The organism is Micromonospora mirobrigensis, assembly GCF_900091555.1.
Taxonomy (GTDB): Bacteria; Actinomycetota; Actinomycetes; order Mycobacteriales; family Micromonosporaceae; genus Micromonospora; species Micromonospora mirobrigensis.
This window is the reverse complement of the sequence record NZ_FMCX01000004.1, coordinates 117,381-140,816: the sequence shown is the minus strand read 5'-3', so window position 1 is coordinate 140,816 and position 23,436 is coordinate 117,381. Positions and strand designations below refer to the sequence as shown.

The window sequence follows — 23,436 nt, the reverse complement described above, 5'->3', positions numbered from 1 at the left end:
CGGCAACACCGCACCGCACGGGGGACCTGGCCATCCGACGAATGGGAGCACACCCCTCATGGCCGACCACAGCACCCCGCACCACCCGCGCCGTCGCCGGTTCCGCGCGGGGCTGGCCGCCCTCGCCGGCACCGCGCTGGCCGCCACCTCCGTCACCGTCCTGGCGCTCACCACCACCGCCACGCCGGCCCGGGCGGCCGGGCTGTCCCCGTTCGACATCCCGGGCCGCGGCGCCACCGTGCCCTTCGTCGAGCAGGAGGCGGAGAACGCCGCCCACACCGGCACCCGGATCGGCCCCGACCGTCGCTACGGCACCCTCCCGTCGGAGGCCTCCGGCCGGGAGGCGGTCACCCTCGACGCCGTCGGCGAGTACGTCGAGTTCACCCTCACCGCGCCCGCCGACGCGGTGACCTTCCGGTACAGCCTGCCGGACAACGCCGCCGGCACCGGCCGGGACGCCACCATCGACCTGCGCGCCGACGGCGCCCTGGTCAAGGCGGTCCCGGTCACCTCTCGGTACGGCTGGTACTACGGCGGTTACCCGTTCAACAACAACCCCGGCGACACCAACCCGCACCACTTCTACGACGAGACCCGCACCCGCCTCGGCACGACCTACCCGGCCGGCACGAAGATCCGCCTCCAGGTCTCCTCGACCGCGCAGTCGCCCACGTTCACCATCGACCTGGCCGACTTCGAGCTGGTCGGCGGTCAGATCGCCAAGCCCGCCGGCGTGCTGGACGTGGTCACCGACTTCGGCGCCGACCCGACGGGCGCCACCGACTCGACGGCGAGGTTCCAGGCCGCCGTGGACGCCGGCAGGGCGCAGGGCAGGGCGGTATGGATTCCCGCCGGTACCTTCACCCTCTGGGACCACGTGGTCGTCGACGGGGTGACCCTGCGCGGCGCCGGGCCCTGGTACTCGGTGCTCGGCGGCCGGCACCCCACCGACCGCAGGCGGGCCGCCGGCATCTACGGCAAGTACGTGCCCGGCGGCGGCTACGGCGGCGAGATCCGGCCGCACGAGGCCGGCGGGCCCAGCCGCAACGTCACCCTGCGGGACTTCGCCATCATCGGCGACATTCGCGAGCGGGTGGACGAGGACCAGGTCAACGCCCTGGGCGGGGCGATGTCGAACTCGGTGGTGGACAACCTCTGGTTGCAGCACACCAAGGTCGGCGCCTGGATGGACGGCCCGATGGACAACCTCACCATCCGCAACAGCCGGATCCTCGACCAGACCGCCGACGGGGTGAACTTCCACTGGGGCGTCACCAACTCCACGGTGACCAACACCTTCGTCCGCAACACCGGCGACGACGGCCTGGCGATGTGGGCGCAGAGCGTGCCGAACGTCAACAACGCCTTCACCTTCAACACCGTCGGCGTCACCGTCCTGGCCAACAACCTGGTCACCTACGGCGGCCGGGACATCCGGATCACCGACAACGTCACCGCCGACTCGGTCACCAACGGCGGCGGCATCCACGTGGCGAACCGCTATCCCGGGGTGAACGGCCCCACGGCGGTCGCCGGCACCATCACCGTGGCCCGCAACACCCTGATCCGCAACGGCAACTCCGACTACAACTGGCGCTTCGGCGTCGGGGCGATCTGGTTCTCGGCGCTCAACGAACCGATCCAGGGCGCCACCGTCAACGTCACCGACACCGACATCCTGGACAGCTCCTACGCCGCGCTGCACTGGATCGAGGGGCAGACCAGCGGCATCAACCTGACAAACGTGCGCATCGACGGCGCGGGCACCTTCGCGCTCCAGGTGCAGGCGCCCAGCCAGGTCAGCTTCACAGGCGTCCGGGCCAGCGGCGTCGCCCAGGCGAACCCCATGTACAACTGCGTCGGCAGCGGCTTCCAGATCACCCAGGGCGCCGGCAACTCCGGCTGGTACTCGGCGAGCCCGTACTGCGGTCCGTGGCCGGAGCCGCAGTGGGGCAACGGCCCGTCCACCCCGCCCACCCCGACCCCGACCCCCAGTCCGACGCCCAGCCCGACCCCGACGCCCAGCCCGACCCCGACCACCCCGCCGCCGTCCGGCGGCAACCTCGCCCTCGGCCGGCCGGCCACCGCGTCCAGCAGCACCCAGACGTACGCGGCGGGCAACGCGGTGGACGGCAACGCCGGCACCTACTGGGAGAGTGCCAACAACGCGTTCCCGCAGACGTTGACCGTGGACCTCGGGGCGGCGCGCACCGTCGACCGGGTGGTGGTGAAGCTGCCGGCGGGCTGGGAGCGGCGTACCCAGACGCTGTCCGTGCTCGGCTCCACCGACGGGTCGACCTGGACCACGCTCAAGGCGTCGGCCGGCTACACCTTCGACCCGGCCACCGGCAACGCCGTGACGATCCCGCTCACCGCGGGGGAGCGGCGGCACCTCCGGCTCAGCGTCACCGGCAACACCGGCTGGCCGGCCGGGCAGGCCGCCGAGTTCGAGGTGTACGGCGGCACCACGACCACCACGCCGCCGCCGACCACCACCCCGCCGACCACCACCACGCCGCCGCCGCCGAGCGGCAACCTGGCCGCCGGGCGGCCGGTCACCGAGACCAGCCACGCCGACGTGTACGGCGCGGCCAACACGGTCGACGGCAACGCCGGCAGCTACTGGGAGAGCGCCAACAACGCCTTCCCGCAGTCGCTCACCGTGGACCTGGGCGCGACGTACCCGGTGTCCCGGGTCGTGCTGAAGCTGCCGCCGTCCGCGGCGTGGCAGACCCGGACCCAGACCCTGTCGGTGCTCGGCTCCACCGACGGGTCGACCTGGACCACGCTGAAGGCGTCGGCCGGCTACACCTTCGACCCGGCCACCGGCAACACCGCCACCATCACCTTCCCGTCCGCCGCCCACCGGCACCTGCGGCTGACATTCACCGGCAACACCGGCTGGCCCGCCGGCCAGCTCGGCGAGTTCGAGGTGTACGCCGGCTGACCGCCCCGGGGTCCCCGCGGCGCCGCGGGGACCCCGCCCCACCCCCACCACACCACCTCTCCACGTCCCCGGAAGAAGGTGTCCCTCCACCATGTCCAGATTCCGTACCCTGGTCGGGGTGCTCGCCGCGGTCGCGCTGGCCGTCACGGCCCCGCCCCCGTCCCCGGCCGCCGCGGCCGGCGGTCCGAACCTCGCGCTCGGCCGCACCGCCAGCGCCAGCAGCGTCAACGGCCCGTACGCGGCCGGCAACCTCACCGACGGCAACGCCGGCAGCTACTGGGAGAGCGCCGGCAGCACCTTCCCCCAGTGGGCCCAGGTCGACCTCGGGTCCGCCCGGTCGGTCGACCAGGTCGTGCTGAAGCTCCCCACCGGCTGGGAGTCGCGCACCGAGACCCTGTCGGTGCAGGGCAGCACCGACGGCAGCGGCTTCACCACCCTGCTCGCCCCGGCCGGACGCGCGTTCGGCCCGGCCACCGGCAACACGGTCGCGCTGAGCTTCCCGGCCGCCAGCGCCCGGTACGTCCGGATCACCGTCACCGCCAACACCGGCTGGACCGCCGCGCAGCTCGCCGAGCTGGAGGTGTACGGCGCGGCGGCCTCGTCGACCAACCTGGCCGCCGGCCGGACCATGGCGGAGAGCAGCCACTCCGACGTCTACGGCGCCGGCAACGCCAACGACGGCAACCCGGCCACCTACTGGGAGAGCGCCAACAACGCCTTCCCGCAGTGGATCCGGGTCGACCTCGGCGCCGCCGTGGCGGTCGACAGGGTGGTGCTCAAGCTGCCCACCGGTTGGCCGGCGCGCACCCAGACGCTGACCGTGCAGGGCAGCACCGACGGATCCACCTTCACCGCGCTCGTCGCCGCCGCCGGGTACGCGTTCGACCCCGCCGGCGGCAACACGGTCACCGTCACCGTCGGCACGACCACCACCCGGTACCTGCGGCTGCTGTTCACCGCGAACACCGGCTGGCCCGCCGGCCAGCTCGCCGAGTTGGAGGTCTACGGCCCGGCCACCGGCGACACCCAGCCGCCGAGCGCCCCCGGCAACCTGGCCCTCACCGAGCCCGCCACCGACCAGGTCCGGCTCACCTGGACGGCGTCTGCCGACAACGTGGGCGTCACCGGCTACGACGTCTACGCCAACGGCACGCTGCGCACCAGCGTCAGCGGGTCGACCCTCACGTACACCGACACCCAGCCGGCCGGGACGACCGTCTCCTACCACGTGCGGGCCCGCGACGCGGCCGGCAACCAGTCGGCCAACAGCACCACCGTCACCCGCACCGGCAACACCGGGGACACCACGGCGCCGACCGCGCCGGGCAGTCTGGCGTACACCCAGCCGGCGGCCGGGCAGATCCGGCTGACCTGGACGGCGTCGACCGACAACGTGGGCGTCACCGGCTACGACGTCTACGCCGACGACGCGCTGCGCGGCAGCGTCAGCGGCTCGACCCTGACCTGGACCGACAGCCAGCCGGACGGCGCCACCGTCTCCTACCACGTCCGGGCCCGGGACGCCGCCGGGAACGTCTCGGCGACCTCCAACACGGTCACCCGCACCGGCAGCACCCCGACCGGCAGCAACCTGGCCGCCGGCAAGCCGATCACCGCCTCCTCGGTGGTGCACGTGTTCAACGCCGCCAACGCCGACGACGGCGACGTGAGCACCTACTGGGAGGGCGCGCCGGGGGCGTACCCGAGCACGCTGACCGTCGCGCTGGGGGCCAACGCCCGCATCAGCGCGATAGTGGTCAAGCTGAACCCGGATCCGGTCTGGGGGCCGCGCACGCAGACCTTCCAGGTGCTCGGCCGGGAGCAGTCCGCCTCCGGCTTCACCAGCCTGGTCGGCTCGACGACGTACTCGTTCAGCCCGGCCAGCAGCAACACGGTGACCATCCCGGTCAGCGCCACCGCCGCGGACGTGCGGCTGCAGTTCACCGCCAACTCGGGGTCGTCCAACGGGCAGGTCGCCGAGTTCCAGGTGATCGGCACCCCGGCGCCGAACCCGGACCTCACCGTCACCGCCCTGTCCGCGGCGCCGTCCGCGCCGGTGGAGACCGACCCGGTCACCCTCTCCGCCACCGTCCGCAACGCCGGCACCGCGCCGGCCGCCGCCTCCGTGGTCACGTTCTCCCTGGGTACGACGAAGGTCGGCACCGCGGCCGTCGGCGCGCTCGCGGCCGGCGCCTCGGCGACCGTCACCCTCGCCGTCGGCGCCCGCAACGCCGGCAGCTACCAGGTGACCGCCACGGCCGACGAGGCGAACACGGTGACCGAGCAGAACGAGTCGAACAACAGCCGGACCACCGCGCTGACGGTCGGCGCGGTGCCCAGCTCCGACCTGGTCGCCGGGGCGGTGAGCTGGTCACCCGGCACGCCGAGCGCCGGCGCCCCGGTCAGCTTCTCGGTGTCGATCCGCAACCAGGGCACGGTCGCCTCGGCCGCCGGGGCACACGGCATCACCCTCACCGTGCTCAGCGACACCGGCTCGGTGGTGCGCACCCTCACCGGCTCGTACAGCGGCACCCTGGCGGCCGGGGCGACCAGCCCGCCGGTCGGCCTGGGCACCTGGACGGCGGCGAACGGGCGGTACACCGTGCGGGTGGCGCTCGCCGCCGACGCCAACGAGCTGCCGGTCAGGCAGCAGAACAACACCAGCGACCGGCCGCTCTTCGTCGGCCGGGGCGCGAACGTCCCCTACGACACGTACGAGGCCGAGGACGGCCGGGTCGGCGGCGGCGCGCAGGTGATCGGGCCGAACCGGACCATCGGCGACCTGGCCGGCGAGGCGTCCGACCGCCGGGCGGTCACCCTGAACACCACCGGCGCGTACGTCGAGTGGACCACCCGGGCCGCCACCAACACCCTGGTCACCCGCTTCTCCATTCCGGACGCCCCGGGCGGCGGCGGGATCGACGCGACGGTGAACGTCTACGTCGACGGGGTGCTGCACAAGCCGATCAACCTGACCTCGAGGCACAGCTGGCTCTACGGGGCCGAGGCGGGCCCGAGTGACTCGCCGGGCGCCGGCGCTCCCCGCCACCTGTACGACGAGGCCAACGTGATGCTGAGCTCGACCGTCCCGGCCGGCGCCACCATCCGGCTCCAGAAGGATCCGGCCAACACCACCACGTACGCGATCGACTTCGTCGACACCGAGCTGGTGTCGCCGCGGGCCAACCCGGACCCGGCCCGCTACAGGGTGCCGAACGGCTTCAGCCACGCCGACGTGCAGAACGCGCTGGACGCCGTCCGGATGGACCCCACGGGCAGCCTGGTCGGCGTCTACCTGCCGCCGGGCACCTACGACACCGCCCAGAAGTTCCAGGTGTACGGCAAGCCGGTGACGGTGGTCGGCGCGGGCATGTGGTTCACCCGCTTCCAGACGCCCACCAACCAGCAGAACACCGACGCCGGTTTCCGGGTGGAGTCCTCGGCGAGCGGGTCGACCTTCGCCCACCTGGCGTTCTTCGGCAACTACACCAACCGGATCGACGGTCCGGGCAAGGTGTGGGGCGAGCTGAAGGACGTCGACAACCTGACCCTGGACAGCGTCTGGGTGGAGCACACCGTCTGCGCGTACTGGGGGTGAGCGTCAGTGGGCTGACCATCCGGGACAGCCGGTTCCGGGACACCTTCGCCGACGGGGTGAACATGACGAACGGCAGCACGAACAACCTGGTCACCAACTCGGAGGGCCGGTCCAACGGCGACGACGCGTTCGCCCTGTTCTCCGCCACCGACCAGGGTGCGGCGACCGGCAACCACGGCAACGTGTTCGAGAACCTGACCGCGACGTTGACCTGGCGGGCGGCGGGGCTGGCCGTGTACGGCGGATACGACAACGTCTTCCGCAACCTGTACATCGCCGACATGCTGACCTACTCGGGGATCACCATCAGCTCGTTGGACTTCGGCTACCCCTTCGTCGGGTTCGGCGCCAGCCCGCCGACGCAGTTCCAGAACATCTCGCTGGTCCGGGCGGGCGGCCACTTCTGGGGGGCGCAGACCTTCCCGGCGATCTGGCTCTTCTCCGCCTCGAAGGAGTTCCGCGGCATCCGGGTCTCCGACGTGGACATCGTCGATCCGACGTATTCGGGGATCATGTTCCAGACCAGGTACACCGGCGGCCAGCCGGAGAACCCGGTCACCGACACGGTGTTCACCAACGTGTCGATCTCCGGGGCGAGGCGCAGCGGTGACGCCTTCGACGCCAGGTCGGGCTTCGCCGTGTGGGCCAACGAGCTGCCCGAGCCGGGCCAGGGCCCGGCCGTCGGCTCGGCCACCTTCACCAACCTGCGGCTGACCGACAACGACCAGGACATCCGCAACACCACCGGCACGTTCACCGTCGTCCGCAACTGATCCGGCGGTCGGCCGCCGCCGGGAGGCATCCCGGCGGCGGCTCCGTCGTGTCCCGCCTCCGGGATGGAGCACAGCAGCTCATCCATTAACTTCCAGACTTTTCATAAGGTGCGAAATAAGTCTCCGGACACCGCTCTATTCATTGACACCGTTCGCTGCGAGATGAAACCTCCTCACTGGGTCCGGCTCGCCGCGACACCGCGGCAACCCGTCCACCACCGCCACCCCACCCCGGAGAGGTCCATGTCGCCGCTGCCCCGCACCGCCAGACCACCCCACCGCCCCGCCCGCCGGCTGCTCGCCGCCGCCGTCACCGCGCTGCTCGCCACCGCCGCGCTGGTCGCCGGCCCGTCCGGAGCCGCCGCCGCCGGCACCCTGCTGTCGCAGGGCAGACCCACCACCGCGTCGTCGAGCGAGAACGCCGGTACCGCCGCCGGCTACGCCACCGACGGCAACCCCGGCACCCGCTGGTCCAGCGCCTTCGGCGACCCGCAGTGGCTCCAGGTCGACCTCGGCGCCACCGCCACCGTCAGCCAGGTCACCCTCAGTTGGGAGGCGGCGTACGCGCGGGCGTACCAGATCCAGACCTCGACCGACGGCGCCAGCTGGACCACGGTGTACGCCACCACCACCGGCGACGGCGGCACCGACGACCTCACCGTGACCGGCACCGGCCGCTACGTGCGGGTCTACGGCACGGCCCGGGCCACCGCCTACGGCTACTCGCTCTGGGAGTTCCAGGTCTACGGGACCACCGGGACCGGCACCGGCTGCGGCGCCACCAACGCCGCCCAGGGCCGGCCGGCCACCGCCTCCTCGGTCGAGAACGCCGGCACCCCCGCCGCCGCCGCCGTCGACGGCAACCCCGGCACCCGCTGGTCCAGCGCCGCGAGCGACCCGCAGTGGCTGCGCGTCGACCTGGGCGGCAGCCAGAGCATCTGCCGGGTCACCCTGACCTGGGAGGCGGCGTACGCGCGGGCGTACCAGATCCAGACCTCCACCGACGGCGCCAGCTGGACCACGGTGTACGCCACCACCACCGGCGACGGCGGCACCGACGCCGTCACCGTCTCCGGCACCGGCCGCTACCTGCGGGTGTACGGCACCGTCCGGGCCACCGCCTACGGCTACTCGCTCTGGGAGCTGGCGGTGAACACCACCGGCGGCGCCACCATCCCCGGCGGTGGGTCGCTCGGCCCGAACGTGCTCACCTTCGACCCGTCGATGTCCGGCGCCACCATCCAGAGCCAGCTCGACACCGTCTTCCGCACCCAGGAGGCCAACCAGTTCGGCACCCAGCGGTACGCGCTGCTGTTCAAGCCGGGCGACTACTCCGGCATCAACGCCCAGATCGGCTTCTACACCTCGATCATGGGCCTGGGCCGGAACCCCGGCGACGTCCGCATCCACGGTGACGTCACCGTCGACGCCGGCTGGTTCAACGGCAACGCCACCCAGAACTTCTGGCGCTCCGCGTCGAACATGCAGGTCTTCCCCTCCGCCGGGTTCACCCGCTGGGCGGTCTCCCAGGCCGCGCCGTTCCGCCGGATGGACATCCAGGGCGACCTCAACCTGGCCCCCGCCGGCTACGGCTGGGCCAGCGGCGGCTACATCGCCGACTCCCGGGTCACCGGCATCGTCCAGCCCTACTCGCAGCAGCAGTGGTACACCCGGGACAGCAACGTCGGCGGCTACCAGAACGCCGTCTGGAACGTGACGAACTCGGGCGTGGTCGGCGCGCCCGCGACCAGCTTCCCGAACCCGCCGTACACCACCCTGGCCCGCACCCCGGTCAGCCGGGACGTGCCCTACCTCTACCTGGACGCGGCTGGCGGCTACAACGTCTTCGTCCCGTCGACCCGGACCAACGCCTCCGGCGCCTCCTGGCTGGGCGGGTCGACGCCGGGCACGTCCCTGCCGCTGAGCCAGTTCTACGTCGCCCACCCCGGCGACTCGGCCGCCACCATCAACGCGGCCCTGGCCCAGGGCCTGAACCTGCTGCTCACCCCCGGCGTCTACGACGTCACCGAGACCATCACCGTCAACCGGCCCGGCACGGTGGTGCTCGGCATCGGCTTCCCCACGCTGATCCCGCAGAACGGGGTGACCGCGATGTCCGTCGCCGACGTCGACGGGGTCCGCCTCGCCGGGATGCTCCTCGACGCCGGCCCGATCAACTCCCCGGTGCTGCTGCGGGTCGGGACGGCCGGCGCGACGGCGAGCCACGCCGCCGACCCCACCTCGATCCAGGACGTCTTCTTCCGCATCGGCGGCGCGGGCGCCGGCAAGGCCACCACCAGCCTGGTCGTCAACAGCAACGACACCCTGATCGACCACATCTGGGCCTGGCGGGCCGACCACGGCGCCGGCGTCGGCTGGACGGTCAACACCGCCGACACCGGGCTGGTCGTCAACGGCGCCAACGTCACCGCCCTGGGGCTGTTCGTCGAGCACTACCAGAAGTACGAGGTGGTCTGGAACGGAGAGAACGGCCGGATCGTCTTCTTCCAGAACGAACTGCCGTACGACCCACCGAACGCCGCTGCCTGGACGAACGGGTCGATCGTCGGCTACGCGGCGGTCAAGGTGGCCAGTGGGGTGAGCACCTTCGAGGGCTGGGGGATGGGCAGCTACTGCTATTTCAACGTCGACCCGACGATCGCCGCGTACCACTCCTTCGAGGCGCCGGTCACCCCCGGTGTCCGCTTCCACGACCTGTTGACCGTCTCCCTCGGCGGCAACGGCTCGATCACCCACGTCGTCAACGACACCGGCGCCGCCGCGCAGGGCACCGCCACGGTGCCGGTGAACCTGGTCAGCTACCCGTGACCGGTACCCGCCGGCGCCGCCCGCGCGCCGGCCGGGAATGAATCCACGGGCCAGGTTGTCTCAGCAGCCGGACCGGATCCGCGCCGGCCACCCGGGGCAGCGCATGGGCCTGCCCCCGCCGGGTAGCCGACCACCGGTCGAGGAAGGAGATCCGACATGAAGGTGCGAAGCTCGTTGCGCAGCCTGACCCGCAAGGCGAACTCGATCGTGGTGCGCCGCCGGGGCAAGCTCTACGTGATCAACAAGGCCGACCGGCGGCAGAAGGCCCGGCAGGGCTGAATCGCCGACGGCGGGCGCGGACCGTCCGGTCCGCGCCCGCCGTCCCGTCCGCCCGGTTCACCCGACGGGAAGCGACCGGGCGGCACCGTGGTTGACCTGGGCGCACCGGCATGTCATCGGGCCCCCCGCCCGTCGCCTGAGAGCACCGAGAGGCCAGCCATGAGCACCGACAGCTTCCAGCAGTACGACGACGTGGAGGACGACGGCGTCCTCGACGCCTCCGACACCCTCGACGACGGCGTCGGCGACCCGCTGGACACCGGCATCGCCGCGAGCGACCGCTGGTCCGGCGCCGACCGGTTCGGCACCACCGCCGCGGAGGAGCGCGCCGGGGAGTCCCTCGAACAGCTGCTCGCCGAGGAGGAGCCGGACGTCACCGGCGACGACCCGGACGCCTACGGCGACGAGGACGAGCTGACCCCGCGCGGCTACGAGCGGGACCCGCGCGCCGGCCGGCTGGTCGACAGCGACGAGGGCTTCGGCGAGGACGACGAGCCGGACTCGGTGGGCCGCGACGTGGGCGTCGACGCCGGTGGCGCCAGCGCCGAGGAGGCCGCCGTGCACGTCGTCGACGGTCCGGACGACCGGTCCGACACCCCGCTCTGGTGACCCGCCGGCGACCGCCGCGCCGCCCGGTGCGGCGGTTGCCGCACGGCGCCGGTTCGCGGCTTTGTCCATCGCGTTAACCTGGCCCGGAAACGGGTCGCCGAGGGCACGGCGGAAAGAGGTGGGCGGAGATGGACGCCAGACGTACCACCGTGCGGGACATGCGCCGCGCCAACCGCTCGCTGCTGCTCACCCGGATCTGGCTGGACGGCCCGCTCAGCCGGCACGAGCTGGGCCAGAGCACCGCGCTGAGCCTGGCCAGCGTGAGCAACCTGGTAGGCGAGATGATCGCCGAGGGGATCGTGGAGGAGGCCGGCTCGGTGGACTCCGACGGCGGCCGGCCCCGCGTGCTGCTGCGGGTGGCGCCGGGCTACGGCTACCTGGTCGGCGCCGACGTCGGGGAGACCCGGGTCCAGGTGGAGCTCTTCGACCTGGCGATGACCGCCCTGGCCAAGGCCGAGTACCCGATCGCCGCCGCCGAGCCGGACCCGCAGCGGGTCGCCGAGCACCTGCTGCACGGGCTGACCGCCGTCGTCGAGCAGGCCGGGATCGACCCCGGCGCCGTGCTCGGCTTCGGCGTCGCCGTCTCCGGCACGGTGGAGCGGACCGCGGACGCCGTCGTGCACGCCCAGACGCTGGGCTGGGAGGGGGTGCCGCTCGGCGCGATGCTGCGCTCCGGCACCGACATCCCGGTGCACCTGGACAACGGCGCGAAGACCCTCGGCCAGGCGGAGATGTGGTTCGGGGCCGGCCGGGGCTCCCGGCACGCGGTCATCGCCCTGGTCGGCTCCGGGATCGGGGCCAGCGTGGTCGCCGACGGGGTGGGCTATCGGGGCGCGCACAGCAGCGCCGGCGAGTGGGGCCACACCACGATCGTGTACGGCGGTCGCCGTTGCCGCTGCGGCAATCTCGGCTGCCTCGAGGCGTACGTCGGGGCCGAGGGGGTTCTGGACCGGTTCCGGCTGGCCAACCGGGGTCGGCCGGTGGCCGGTGGCGACGAGGAGAGCGCCTTCTCAGAGCTGCTGCGGTCGTCGAGCCGGACGGCGGCGAAGGTGCTCGACGAGACGGTCGGCTACCTGGGCGCGGGCGTGGCGACGCTGGTCAACCTCTTCAACCCCGAGCGGGTGGTGCTCGGCGGGTGGGCCGGCCTCGCGCTGGGGGAGCGGTACCTGCCGCAGATCCGGGCGGCGACGGCCCGGCACGCGCTGCGCCAGCCGTACGCGCAGACCTCCATCGAGCTGTGCCAGCTCGGACCGGACGCGGTCGCGATGGGCGCGGCCACCCTGCCGATGGCCCGGCTGCTGCGCGACGGCGGCGTGCCCCGCGTCCCGGGCGTCGCCCGCGAGACCGCGACGCCGCCGCGACAGGCGCGCCGCCCGCGCTCGCGCACCCGCTGAGGGCCGGCGGCGGCTCCGCCGCCGGCCCGGACCCGCATCAGCTCGGCAGGTTCCACTTCTGGTTGGCGCCGCCGGTGCAGGACCAGATCTGCACCCTGGTGCCGTTGGCGGAGGTGTTGCCGGTGACGTCGAGGCACTTGTTCGCCTGCGGGTTCACCAGGTCCCGGCCGGCGGTCCAGGTCCACTGCTGGGCGGGGCTGCCGTTGCACGTCCACAGCTGCACCCGGGTGCCGTTCGCGGTGCCCCCGCCGGCGACGTCGAGGCACTTGCCCAGCGAGCGCAGCGTGCCGTCCCCGGGGCGCGTCCACTGCTGGTTCGGCCCGCCGAAGCAGGTCCAGATCTGCGCCGGGGTGCCGTCGGCGGTGCTGCTGTCGGTGACGTCGAGGCAGGCGCCGCCGAGACCGGTGACCGTGCCCGTCGGTGCGCTGCCGCCGCCGGACTGGCTGCCGGACCAGGTGAAGGTGGCGGTGGTGCGCGCCGGCAGGGTGTAGGCGAAGGACTGGCCGCCCCAGACCACCTTGACCGACTGGGCGGAGGTGCCACCGTTGTGGGCGATGAGCGCCTTGGACCCGTCGGGGTTGCGCCAGGCGACGTTCTGCACGGTGTCGTCGGCGGTGGAGTCGATCCGGTACGCCCCGGGCCTGACGAACCTGGTCAGGTGCCCGGTGGTGTAGTACTCGATCGTGTAGTCGACCTGCCCGGCGCGCGCGCCGCCCTCCTGGACGGTGATCAGCCCGGTGCAGGTGCCGCAGCCGCCGTTGTGCGGGCCGCCGTACTGGTTGACCGCGAGGCTCCACTTGACCACGCTCCGGCTCCAGTTCCGGGCGTAGCTCACGATGTCGGCCATGTCCTCGTTGTGCTGGTTGCCGATCCAGGTCCCGCCCGAGTGTTCGGTGCTGAACTGCGGCACCGCCGGGTACTGGCCGTGGACCTGGTTGCCGACGGCGGGGTCGCCGTAGTACCCGTGCCAGGCGATGCCGCCGAAGAGCGGGTCGGTGCGCACGGCGCTGTCGGCGAGCAGCCCGGCCCCGATGGTGCCGTAGTCGCCGTAGTTCCAGTCGTGCACCAGCACCCTGGTGCTGATCCCGGCGGCCCGCAACGCCGGGTAGACGAAGTTCTTCGTCAGTTCCACCAGGCCGGAGGAGTTCCAGCTCATCCCCGGGTAGTCCATGGCGGTGGGGTTACCGGACTGGCAGCAGTTCGGCTCGTTCTGCACCGAGAGGTAGTCGACGGTGACGCCGCGGGCCGCGTACGCCTGGATGGTCCTGACGAGGTACTGGGCGTAGGTGGCGTAGTACTCGTACCTGAGCCAGCCCATCTGGTCCATCCGGCCGTTGTCCTTCATCCAGCCGGGGGCGCTCCACGGCACCACCATCACCCGCAGCCCCGGGTTGAGCCCCCGGGCCTGGGCGGTGAGCAGTTCGACGTTGGTGTCGTAGCCGTTGGTGCCGAAGTCGCCGAGGTCGCAGCAGGTGTCGTCGAGGGAGACGTTGCCGGGCCGGGACAGGTCGGAGGCGCCGATCGGGTTGCGGACGAACGACAGGCCGATGCCGTCGGTGGGGCTGAACAGCTTGCGCATCACCTCGTCGCGGGTGGTGGCGCTGACCGGCCCGCCGCGCAGCAGGTACGCGGTGGTGTCGGTGATCGACGCGCCGGCGCCCTCGAACTGCTGGTAGCGGGTGTTCTCGTCGACGGTGATGGTGTGCGTGGCGGCGGCGCTGCCGGCGGCGAAACTCAGCGGGGTCTGCGGTTGCAGGCCCCAGGTGACGGTTCGGCCGCCGGCGTCGGAGGTGGTGGTGAGCCAGACGTCGACCGTCTCCCCGGCGGCGCGCGCCGCCGTGGGCGGGGCGAGGGCCAGGGTGCCGGCGGTGAGGCAGAGCGCGAGGACGGCGCGGGTGGTGGGGGGTGCGGGACGCACGGGTGCTCCCTTCGGGTCGATCCATCAAATCGATGGTGATGACTGAGGGAACCCTGTTAATCGACTTGTGTCAAGACATGAATAAAGGGAGTCCAGACCTCGTGAAGGGCAGCGCGAGGCGGTCGCGCGGGTGGTCCCCGCACGACCGCCCCCAGGGTGCAGGGATCAGGCCCGGCCGCGTACCCGCCGGATCGTGTCGCGGTACCACAGCGCGCTGCGCTTCGGGGTGCGCCGCTGGGTGTCGTAGTCGACCCGGACGATGCCGAACCGCTTCTCGTAGCCGTACGCCCACTCGAAGTTGTCCAGCAGCGACCAGGCGAAGTAGCCGCGCACGTCCGCCCCGGCCAGCCGGGCCCGGGCCACCGCCCGCAGGTGCTCGGTCAGGTACGCCACCCGGTCGTCGTCGGCCACGAAGCCGTCGGCGTCCGCCTTGTCGTCGAACGCGGCGCCGTTCTCGGTGATCACCAGCGGCACCCCCGGGTAGTCACGGCCGAGCCGGACCAGCAGGTCGGTGAAGGACTCCGGGACGATCTCCCAGTCCATCGCCGTGCGGGGCAGGTCCCGGCGGACCACCCGCCGCACCGGCGCGCCGTCGGCGTCGCGTTCCCGGCCCTGCTCGTCGACGCCGGAGAGCAGCTGCCCGAAGTAGAAGTTCACCCCGAGCACGTCGATCGGGGCGGCGATGATCGCAAGGTCGCCGTCCTCGACCGGGATCCGCACCCCCTGCGCGGCCAGATCGGCGACCACGTCCTGCGGATAGCGGCCGTGGATCAGCGGGTCCAGGTAGAGCCGGTTGCCCAGCCCGTCGGCGGCCCGGGCGGCGTCCCGGTCGGCCGGGCTGTCGGTGGCCGGGTCGGCGGTGGCCAGGTTGACGGTGATGCCCACCTCGATCGGCCGGCCGGCCGCCGCCCGCAGCCGCGGCACCGCCAGCCCGTGGCCGAGCAGCAGGTGGTGCGCGGCGGCGATCCCGTCGCCCAGGTCCCGCCGGCCCGGGGCGTGCAACCCCTCGACGTACCCGAGCATCGCCGAGCACCACGGCTCGTTCAGCGTGGTCCAGGTGTCCACCCGGTCGCCCAGCGCGCCGAAGACCAGCTCGGCGTAGTCGGCGAACCGGTACGCGGTGTCCCGGGCCGGCCAGCCGCCGGCGTCCTCCAGCTCCTGCGGCAGGTCCCAGTGGTAGAGCGTGACCCACGGGTCGATCCCGCGGCCCAGCAGCTCGTCGACGAGCCGGTCGTAGAAGGCCAGCCCGGCCGGGTTCGCCGGCCCGCGCCCGCCCGGCTGCACCCGAGGCCAGGCCACCGAGAAGCGGTAGGTGTCCAGTCCCAGGTCGGCGACGAGCCGCACGTCGTCCGGCATCCGGTGGTAGTGGTCGCAGGCCACGTCGCCGGTGTCGCCGCCCGCCACCGCGCCGGGCACCCGGCAGAAGGTGTCCCAGATCGACGGGGTCCGGCCGTCCTCGGCCACCGCGCCCTCGATCTGGTACGACGAGGTCGCCACCCCCCACCGGAAGCCGGGCGGCAGGGTGTCGATCGGGTCGGCCTGCCCGACGGCGGGGCTGGTGCGGTCGCTGTCCATGCGGGTTCTCCTCGCGGTCACGGGTGGTCGGTCGGCTCGGCGGTCGGGATGGGACGTCCGGGCGCCGTCGCGCCGGCCGGATGCAGCCAGCACGCCACGGCGCGGCGCGGATCGTCGTCGGCGGGCGGCCCGAGCGGCGGCAGCTCCCCGGCGCAGGGCGCGAAGGCCCGCGGGCAGCGGGGGTGGAACGCGCAGCCGGTGGGCATGGCCCGCAGATCCGGCGGCGAGCCCGGGATGCCGGTCAGCTCCCGGCGCGGCCCGTGCAGTGCCGGGAAGGAGTGCAGCAGCCCGTCGGTGTACGGGTGCAGGGCCCGCCCGTACAGCTGCGCCGCGGGCGCCTCCTCCACGATCCGGCCGCCGTACATGATGGCGATCCGGTCGGAGAACTCGACCAGCAGCGACAGGTCATGGGTGATGAACAGCACCGCGAAGCCCAGCTTCCGCCGCAGCTCGGCGAGCTGCCCGAGGATCTGCCGCTGCATCACCACGTCCAGCGCGGTGGTGGGCTCGTCCATGATGACCACCTGCGGCTCCAACGCCAGCGCCATGGCGATCATCACCCGTTGTCGCATGCCGCCGGAGAGCTGGTGCGGATAGCTGTCCAGCCGGTCGGCGGAGATGCCGACCAGCCGCAGCAGGTCCCGGGCGCGGGCCCGCCGGCCGGCCCGGGTGCTGTCCGGCTCGTGCGCCCGGATCACGTCGTGCAGCTGGGTGGAGACCTTGTGCACCGGGTTGAGCGAGTTCATCGCGCCCTGGAACACGATCGACGTCTCCGCCCAGCGGTACGCCCGCAGCTGCGCCGGGGTCAGCGCCAGCACGTCGACCGGGGGGCCGTCGGTGCGGTGGTGCAGGACCTGCCCGCCGGCGACCACGCCGGGCGGGGGGAGCAGCCGGGTCAGCCCGTACGCCAGGGTGGACTTGCCGCTGCCGCTCTCCCCGGCCAGCCCGAGCACCTCGCCCCGGTGCAGGGTCAGGTCGACGTCGTGGACGGCGCGTACCGCCTGGTCGCCGAGGCCGTAGTCGACGCGCAGGCCGCGGATCTCCAGCACCGGGTCCCTCACCTGAGCCCCCCTTCGTTCGCGACTGCGGGGCTCCGCTTCGCTGCGCTCCTCGCGCTCACCTGAGCCCTCCTTCATTCGCGACTGCGGGGCTCCGCTGCGCTGCGCTCCTCGCGCTCACGGCCTGCCGTCCTCTCCGGTCGCGCCGTCGCGCGGCGCCGGCACGGCGGTCTCCGCCAGGACGGGGGTGAAGCCGACCCGCATCCGGACGGTGCGCCCGTCGGCGGTGCGGATCCGGGACCGCCCGCCGGTGCGCAGCCGGGGGCTGACGAACTCGTCGATGCCGAAGTTGACCAGCGCGAGGGCGGTGCCGAGCAGCGCGATGGCCAGCCCGGCCGGCACGAACCACCACCAGGCCCCCTGGGCGAGGGCCTGCTGGCCCTGGGCCCAGAACAGGATGGTGCCCCAGTTCCAGGAGGAGACCGACGAGATGCCGATGAAGGCCAGGGTGATCTCCGACATCACCGCGAAGATCACGGTGCCGACGAAGCCCGAGGCGATGATCGCGGTCAGGTTCGGCAGGATCTCGAAGCCGATGACCCGCCAGGTCCGCTCGCCGGTGGCCCGGGCCGCCTCGACGTAGTCCCGGCGGCGCAGCGACAGCGTCTGCGCGCGCAGGACCCGGGCGCCCCACGCCCAGGCCGTGCAGCCGATGATGAGGGCGACCAGCAGGTCGCTGGCCTGCTCCACGACCGACGTGACGATGATGATCAGCGGCAGCGCGGGGATGACCAGGAAGACGTTGGACACCGCCGAGAGCCCCTCGTCGGCGGCGCCGCCGAGGTAGCCGGCCGTCACCCCGACCAGGATGGACAGGAGCGTGGCCAGCACACCGGCGATCAGGCCCACGACCATGACGCTGCGGGCGCCGACCAGGATCTGGCTGAGGATGTCCTGGCCGAGGTGGGTGGTGCCGAACCAGTGCCGGCCCGAGGGCGGCTGGAGGACGTCGCCGCTGCGCGCGTCCGGGTCGTACGGCGCCACCCACGGCCCGATGACCGCGAGCAGTCCGTAGCCGGCCAGGACGACCAGTCCGGTGGTGGCCTTGGCGTTGGCCAGGTACCGCAGCCGGCGTCGTTTCGCCCGGGTGGGCGCGGCCGACGGTGGGGCCATCGCCCCCTGGCCGGGGATGACCTGGTCGAGGCTCGACGGGGAGATCGTCATCGCTCAGCTCTTTCGGGTACGCGGGTCGAGGAGCAGGTACGCGACGTCGGCGAGCAGGTTCGCCACCAGCACGGAGACCGTGATGATCAGGAAGATCCCCTGCATCAGCGGGTAGTCCTTGTAGCCGACCGCCTGGAACAGTTGGTAGCCGAGGCCCGGGTAGGAGAAGACGATCTCCACCAGCAGCGTGCCGCCGACGATGAACCCGAGCGACAGGGCGAAGCCCGAGACGTTGGGCAGCAGCGCGTTGCGCGCGGCGTAGCCGAGGGCCACCCGGCGCTCCGACAGCCCCTTGGCGTGGGCGACGGTGATGTAGTCCTCCGACGAGACGGTGACCATCATGTTGCGCATGCTGAGGATCCAGCCGCTCATCGAGGAGACCAGGATGGTGGCGGCGGGCAGGACGCTGTGCCGCACGGCGCTCGGCACGAAGTACTGGTCGAAGGCCGGCACCAGCCCCGGCTCGTAGCCGCCGGAGGAGGGGAAGAAGCTGCCCGGGCCGGTGAACACGGCGATGGCGACGAGACCCAGCCAGAAGTACGGGATGGACGACAGGAACGTCGTGGCCGGCAGCAGCGCGTCGACCCACGAGCCGCGCCGCCAGCCGGCGCCGACGCCGAGCGCGGTGCCGAGCAGGAAGCTGACGACGGTGGTGACGCCGACCAGGCCGACCGTCCACGGCAGGCTGTCGCCGATCACCGTCGACACCGGGGTCGGGAAGAAGGTGAACGACAGCCCGAGGTCGCCGTGCAGGATCTGGCGCCAGTAGTCGACGTACTGCTCCCACATGTTCTGGTCGCGGTCCAGGCCGAACAGCACGCGCAGCGACGCGATGGCGTCGGCGCTGATCCGGCCCTGGTTGCGGGAGATGAGGGACTGGACCGGGTCGCCCGGCACCAGCCGGGGGATCAGGAAGTTGAGGGTGATCGCCGCCCAGGCGGTGAACAGGTAGAAGGCCGTGCGTTGCAGCAGGAACCTCATCGCGCCTCCTCCCGGGGCCCGGTGTCGGCCCGCCCGGCGAAGGCGGGCGGGGGCGGCACCGTCGGGTCGGCGTCGGGGGCGGCCGAGCCGGGCGGGTCGGCGGCGACGGTGGCCGGGTCGTAGAGCCAGCACGCCGTCCAGTGACCGGGCCGGTCCCCGACGGTCAGCCGCGGCGGCGCGTCGGCGACGCAGCGTCGCATGGCGTGCGGGCAGCGGGGGTGGAACCGGCAGCCGGCCGGTGGGCTGATCAGGCTCGGCGGTTCGCCGCCGCCGCGGTCGGCGCGGGCGGCGTCGGCGCCGCTGAGGGCGCCGGTGATCCGCTCGGGGTCCGGCGCGGAATCGGTCAGCAGCCGGGTGTACGGATGGGCCGGGTTCTGGGTGACGGTCTCGCTGTCGCCGCCCTCGACCATCCGGCCGGCGTACATCACGATCGTCTCGTCGGCGAAGTAGCGGGCCGAGGCGATGTCGTGGGTGATGTAGAGGATGGCCAGGTCGAGCCGGTCCTTGAGGTCCTGCAACAGGTTGAGCACGCCGAGGCGGATCGAGACGTCGAGCATCGAGACCGGCTCGTCGGCGAGGAGCACCTCCGGGTCGGCGCCGAGCGCCCGGGCGATCGCCACCCGCTGCCGCTGGCCCCCGGAGAGCTCGTGCGGGAACGCGTCCAGGTAGCGCTCGGGTGGGGTGAGGCTGACCCGGGTCAGCAGGTCGGCCAGTGCCCGCTCCAGCTCCTCGGCGCCGCGCCCGGCGGTGCCGTGGATCCGCAGCGGTCGGGTGAGGTGGTAGCGGACGGTGTGCACCGGGTTCAGCGAGGCGAACGGGTCCTGGAGGATCAGCTGGACCCGGCGCACGTACGACCGGAAGCGCCGGCCGCCGCGGACCCGGGTCGACGTGCCGTGCAGGCGGATGTCGCCGGCGGTGCGCGGGTGGAGCTGGGCCAGCAGCCGGGCCACCGTGGACTTGCCGGAGCCGGACTCCCCGACCAGCGCCGTCACCCGGCCCCGGCGCAGCGCGAACGACACGTCGTCGACGGCGTGGACCACCGCCGGGGTCCGGGAGAAGAGGTCGCGCAGCCGCCCACGGACGGGGAAGTGCTTGGTCAGGCCGACGGCCTCCAGCACCACCTCACCGGCCGGCGCCGCCCCGCTCTCGCTCAACGTCATGCTGGTTCCTGTCTGCGCGTGGGGTGCGCCTCCCCGGCCGGCCCCGAGCCGGCCGGGGAGACGCCGGGCGGGGTCAGCTGCCGGCGGGCTCGAGGTGCAGGACCACGTCCAGCGCGTTGGGCTGGGTGGGCTGGAGGGCGCCGTACGGGTTGGCGTCGTCCGGCCAGCCGGTCCAGTTCTTCGTGCTGTACGCGCCGCCGATGTTGTCCGCGCCGACCGGGATCATCGGCAGCTGGTCGACGAAGATCTTCTGGAGCGTGTTCATCGCCGTCGTGCGGGCCGCCTCGTCGGTGGCGTTGGCGTAGGCGACCAGCGCGGCGGTCGCCTCCTTGTTGTCGAACCGGCCGAAGTTGCCGGCGGGTGAGGCGGTGCCGACCGGCTTGAGCTGCCGGCCGTCCATGATCGTCCGGTAGATGTCGTACGGGGTGGCGCCGCCCTCGGTCCACCGGAAGGTGCCCTCGAAGTTGCCCTGCTCCACGTTGCGGAACCAGGCGTCCTGGTTGGCCTTGTCGACGGTCGCCGCGATACCGATCTTGGACAGTCCGTCCTTCACGATCTCCAGGCTGGTCTGGTAGTCCGACCAGCCGGCCGGGTCGGTCAGCTTGATCGTGACCGGCTTGCCCGTCCGGTCCTTGAGGGTGGTGCCGTCGAGCTTGTAGCCGGCACCGGTGAGCAGCGCCTTGGCGCCCTCGACGTCGACCTTGTGCTCCTGGCCCTTGAAGTCGGGCGCGACGAACGGGTCGCCCGCCGGGCTGGGCAGCCCGGTCACGCTCTTCACCAGCGGGTGGAAGTATCCGGCCTCGGCCGTGGTGAAGATGTCCGCCCGGTCGATGACCATGTTCATCGCGCGGCGCAGGGTCGGGTCGTCGAACGGCTTGCGCGTCGTGTTGAGGTAGAGGCCGTGGATGCCGAGGATCGCCGGCGCCCACACCTTGTGGTGCTCCTGGTCCTTGGCGACGAAGACGGTCTGGTAGTTGGGGATGAAGACGAAGCTCCACTCCGACTCGCCGTTGGCCAGCGCGGTGGTCTGCGCGCTGTTGTCGGTGTACGACGTGTAGCGCAGCTCCTTGACCTTCGGCGGGTCCTGCCAGTAGCCGCTGTCGCGCACGGTCAGCGTGGTGGTGGCCGGGGTGAACGACTTGAGCGTGTACGGGCCGCTGCCGACCGGCTGCTTGACCGGGTCGGTGGTCGGGTCGCCGATCTTCTCCCAGAGGTGCTTCGGCACGATCGGCACCCGCCACAGCACCTTCTGCTGGTTGACGAACTGCGGGCTGGACATGGTGATGGTGACCTCGTTGCCGCTGGCCGTCGCGCCGGTGTACGGCACACCCTGGTCGTTGAGGGCCGGGTACCTCTTCACCAGGTTGTAGGTGAACGCGACGTCGTCGGCCGTCACCTTCTGCCCGTCGGACCAGGTGGCGTCGTCGCGGACGGTGACCTTGACCGAGGTGTAGTCGGTGGACCACTCGGCCTTGGTGGCCAGCCACGGCTTGAACGCCTCGGCCGGCTTGACCGGGTTCCACATCATCAGCGGCTCGTAGATCTGCCAGCGGTAGCCCAGCGAGGCGGCGGCCGAGGTGGTGAGGAACGGGTTGTTGTTCTCGGCCTGCGGGCCGTTGGGCATGCCGATGTTGAGCACCGTGGCGGCCGCGCCGTTCTTCTTGCCGGCGTTCGGGCTGTCGCCACACGCGACGACCCCGGTGGCCAGGGCGCCGGCCAGCGCGACGGCGAGGAACTGCCTTCTTCTCATGGAGGTCTCCCTCGGTGGTCCCGCGTTCGTGGGGCGGGATGTGGTGGATGGAGGGTGTGCGGTGCCACCACCGCCCGGCGGTGCGGGTGGTGGGTCGAGCGGTGCGGGGGTCAGGTGGCCCCGGTCGAGGCGCGGACGGTGAGGCTGGTGGGGATGACGGTCGGCGGGTCGGGCAGGGGGCTGCCTGCGAGGTGGCCGACCAGGGCTCGGGCCGCGGCCGCCCCCATCTCGCGCAGCGGCTGGCGTACCGAGGTCAGGGGCGGGTGGGTGTGCCCGGCCAGGGGCAGGTCGTCGAAGCCGACGACGGCGACGTCCGCCGGGACGCGCCGGCCGGCGTCGCGCAGCGCCTGGAGGGCGCCGGCGGCCGAGAGGTCGTTGTGCGCGAAGACCGCGTCGAAGTCGACCCGGTCGGTGAGCAGCCGGCGCACGGCGGCGCGCCCGCACTCGAAGGTGAAGTCACCCTCGACCAGGCGGTCGGGTGCGACGGGCAGGCCCGCCTCGGCGTACGCCTCGGCGAAGCCGGCGGTGCGTTCCCGGGTGCAGCCGAAGCGGCGCGGCCCGGTGACGACCAGGGGACGCCGTCGTCCCCGGTGCAGCAGGTGGACCGCCGCGGTGCGGGCGCCGGCCTCGTTGGTGGTGCGCACCGACGGGAAGCCCGGCTGGTGGCCCCGGTCGTCGACCAGGACCACCGGCAGGCCCCGGCGGTGCAGTTCGGTGATGTAGTCCAGGGTGCCCTCGGGCTCCACCACCAGCAGCCCGTCGAAGGATCTCGCCGAGACCTGGGAGGCGAACCGCCGCATCGACTCGTCGCCCCGGTTGCAGGTGAACAGCAGCAGCCCGTACGCCTCGGACTCGACGACGTCGACCGCGCCCTGGAGCACCTCGCCCATCCAGGGCCAGGTGAGCGCGGGCACCAGCATGCCGACCACCCGGGTGCGTCCCCGGGCGAGGTTGACCGCCCGGGCGTTGGGGACGTAGCCGAGGTCGGTGATGACGGCCCGCACCCGGTCGGCGGTGCGCCGGTCCACCTCGCCCTTGCCGTTGAGCACCCGGGAGACGGTCGTCTTGCTCACCCCCGCCCGGGTGGCGACGTCGGCGATGGTGATCGACACGGGACACTCCCGTCGCAGGCTCGGTGGGGGTGGGGCGGAACCGGTTGCGGTAGCGGTTCCGGTGGCAGTCAATCGAAGTGGCGCCGGTCCCGTCAATAACGACGACGTAACGAAACATGGCTAAATTCAAGATCTTAAAGAAGCCTCCGGCGTGCGCGTACTGCTCCGCCTCGGTGGCCGGTCCGGCGGCATGGGCGCTGACCTGCGTCGATTCGATGTGGGTGGTGGCGACCCCGGCGGGTTGACGGGAAAGACCCATCTTCCTAGGACGCCCTACGGGTGGTGCCGC

13 protein-coding genes and 1 pseudogene are annotated in these 23,436 nt (G+C 72.6%); 6 read left to right on the top strand and 8 right to left on the bottom strand.

What is annotated here, in order from left to right; translation table 11 throughout:
- The first annotated feature begins 58 nt into the window (after positions 1–58).
- The 6 genes and pseudogenes from GA0070564_RS15215 to GA0070564_RS15190 all read left to right on the top strand — a co-directional run bounded on the left by GA0070564_RS15215 (position 59) and on the right by GA0070564_RS15190 (position 12,429).
- Positions 59–2,947: a galactose-binding domain-containing protein gene (locus GA0070564_RS15215; RefSeq protein ID WP_091609306.1), complete on the top strand. Its 2,889-nt coding sequence runs from the start codon at positions 59–61 to the stop codon at positions 2,945–2,947.
- A 91-nt stretch (positions 2,948–3,038) separates the two neighbouring features.
- Positions 3,039–7,318, top strand: a pseudogene (locus GA0070564_RS15210) (discoidin domain-containing protein).
- Positions 7,319–7,561: 243 nt separating this feature from the next.
- A complete protein-coding gene (locus tag GA0070564_RS15205) occupies positions 7,562–10,147 on the top strand; it encodes a discoidin domain-containing protein (protein ID WP_091609305.1) in 2,586 nt (861 codons plus the stop codon).
- A 156-nt stretch (positions 10,148–10,303) separates the two neighbouring features.
- Positions 10,304–10,426: a 50S ribosomal protein L36 gene (locus GA0070564_RS15200; RefSeq protein ID WP_091609304.1), complete on the top strand. Its 123-nt coding sequence runs from the start codon at positions 10,304–10,306 to the stop codon at positions 10,424–10,426.
- A gap of 159 nt (positions 10,427–10,585) precedes the next feature.
- Entirely contained in the window at positions 10,586–11,035 is a 450-nt protein-coding gene (locus tag GA0070564_RS15195) for a DUF5709 domain-containing protein (RefSeq protein WP_091609303.1), read from the top strand.
- A 128-nt stretch (positions 11,036–11,163) separates the two neighbouring features.
- Positions 11,164–12,429: an ROK family protein gene (locus GA0070564_RS15190; RefSeq protein ID WP_091609302.1), complete on the top strand. Its 1,266-nt coding sequence runs from the start codon at positions 11,164–11,166 to the stop codon at positions 12,427–12,429.
- Between the two features lie 37 nt (positions 12,430–12,466).
- Here the strand turns inward: GA0070564_RS15190 and GA0070564_RS15185 are convergent, their stop codons facing one another.
- The 8 genes from GA0070564_RS15185 to GA0070564_RS15150 all read right to left on the bottom strand — a co-directional run bounded on the left by GA0070564_RS15185 (position 12,467) and on the right by GA0070564_RS15150 (position 23,147).
- A complete protein-coding gene (locus GA0070564_RS15185; RefSeq protein ID WP_218104928.1) occupies positions 12,467–14,347 on the bottom strand; it encodes a ricin-type beta-trefoil lectin domain protein in 1,881 nt (626 codons plus the stop codon).
- A gap of 165 nt (positions 14,348–14,512) precedes the next feature.
- Positions 14,513–15,922: a GH1 family beta-glucosidase gene (locus GA0070564_RS15180; protein WP_091609300.1), complete on the bottom strand. Its 1,410-nt coding sequence runs from the start codon at positions 15,920–15,922 to the stop codon at positions 14,513–14,515.
- A 17-nt stretch (positions 15,923–15,939) separates the two neighbouring features.
- Positions 15,940–16,983: an ABC transporter ATP-binding protein gene (locus tag GA0070564_RS15175; protein ID WP_218104927.1), complete on the bottom strand. Its 1,044-nt coding sequence runs from the start codon at positions 16,981–16,983 to the stop codon at positions 15,940–15,942.
- Positions 16,984–17,097: 114 nt separating this feature from the next.
- Complete coding sequence (locus GA0070564_RS15170; RefSeq protein WP_091609298.1) at positions 17,098–18,144, bottom strand: ABC transporter permease; 1,047 nt, start codon at positions 18,142–18,144, stop codon at positions 17,098–17,100.
- A gap of 3 nt (positions 18,145–18,147) precedes the next feature.
- Complete coding sequence (locus GA0070564_RS15165; protein WP_091609297.1) at positions 18,148–19,125, bottom strand: ABC transporter permease; 978 nt, start codon at positions 19,123–19,125, stop codon at positions 18,148–18,150.
- The gene (locus GA0070564_RS15160; RefSeq protein ID WP_091609296.1) at positions 19,122–20,285 is read right to left on the bottom strand and encodes an ABC transporter ATP-binding protein; all 1,164 of its coding nucleotides are present in this window, start codon (positions 20,283–20,285) and stop codon (positions 19,122–19,124) included. Before GA0070564_RS15160 ends, GA0070564_RS15165 begins: the two co-directional genes overlap by 4 nt.
- 73 nt (positions 20,286–20,358) lie before the next feature.
- On the bottom strand, positions 20,359–22,035 hold the full coding sequence (locus tag GA0070564_RS15155) for an ABC transporter substrate-binding protein (protein WP_091609295.1): 1,677 nt from the start codon (positions 22,033–22,035) through the stop codon (positions 20,359–20,361).
- 110 nt (positions 22,036–22,145) lie between these two features.
- Positions 22,146–23,147, bottom strand: coding sequence for a LacI family DNA-binding transcriptional regulator (locus GA0070564_RS15150; RefSeq protein WP_091609294.1), 1,002 nt, complete (start codon positions 23,145–23,147; stop codon positions 22,146–22,148).
- Positions 23,148–23,436 lie beyond the last annotated feature (289 nt).

Bases quoted from the DNA above. Each gene is read 5' to 3' on its own strand.
- GA0070564_RS15215 (WP_091609306.1), top strand. From the start codon at position 59: ATGGCCGACCACAGCACCCCGCACCACCCGCGCCGTCGCCGGTTCCGC.
- GA0070564_RS15205 (WP_091609305.1), top strand. From the start codon at position 7,562: ATGTCGCCGCTGCCCCGCACCGCCAGACCACCCCACCGCCCCGCCCGC.
- GA0070564_RS15200 (WP_091609304.1), top strand. From the start codon at position 10,304: ATGAAGGTGCGAAGCTCGTTGCGCAGCCTGACCCGCAAGGCGAACTCG.
- GA0070564_RS15195 (WP_091609303.1), top strand. From the start codon at position 10,586: ATGAGCACCGACAGCTTCCAGCAGTACGACGACGTGGAGGACGACGGC.
- GA0070564_RS15190 (WP_091609302.1), top strand. From the start codon at position 11,164: ATGGACGCCAGACGTACCACCGTGCGGGACATGCGCCGCGCCAACCGC.
- GA0070564_RS15180 (WP_091609300.1), bottom strand. From the start codon at position 15,922: ATGGACAGCGACCGCACCAGCCCCGCCGTCGGGCAGGCCGACCCGATC.
- GA0070564_RS15170 (WP_091609298.1), bottom strand. From the start codon at position 18,144: ATGACGATCTCCCCGTCGAGCCTCGACCAGGTCATCCCCGGCCAGGGG.
- GA0070564_RS15165 (WP_091609297.1), bottom strand. From the start codon at position 19,125: ATGAGGTTCCTGCTGCAACGCACGGCCTTCTACCTGTTCACCGCCTGG.
- GA0070564_RS15160 (WP_091609296.1), bottom strand. From the start codon at position 20,285: ATGACGTTGAGCGAGAGCGGGGCGGCGCCGGCCGGTGAGGTGGTGCTG.
- GA0070564_RS15155 (WP_091609295.1), bottom strand. From the start codon at position 22,035: ATGAGAAGAAGGCAGTTCCTCGCCGTCGCGCTGGCCGGCGCCCTGGCC.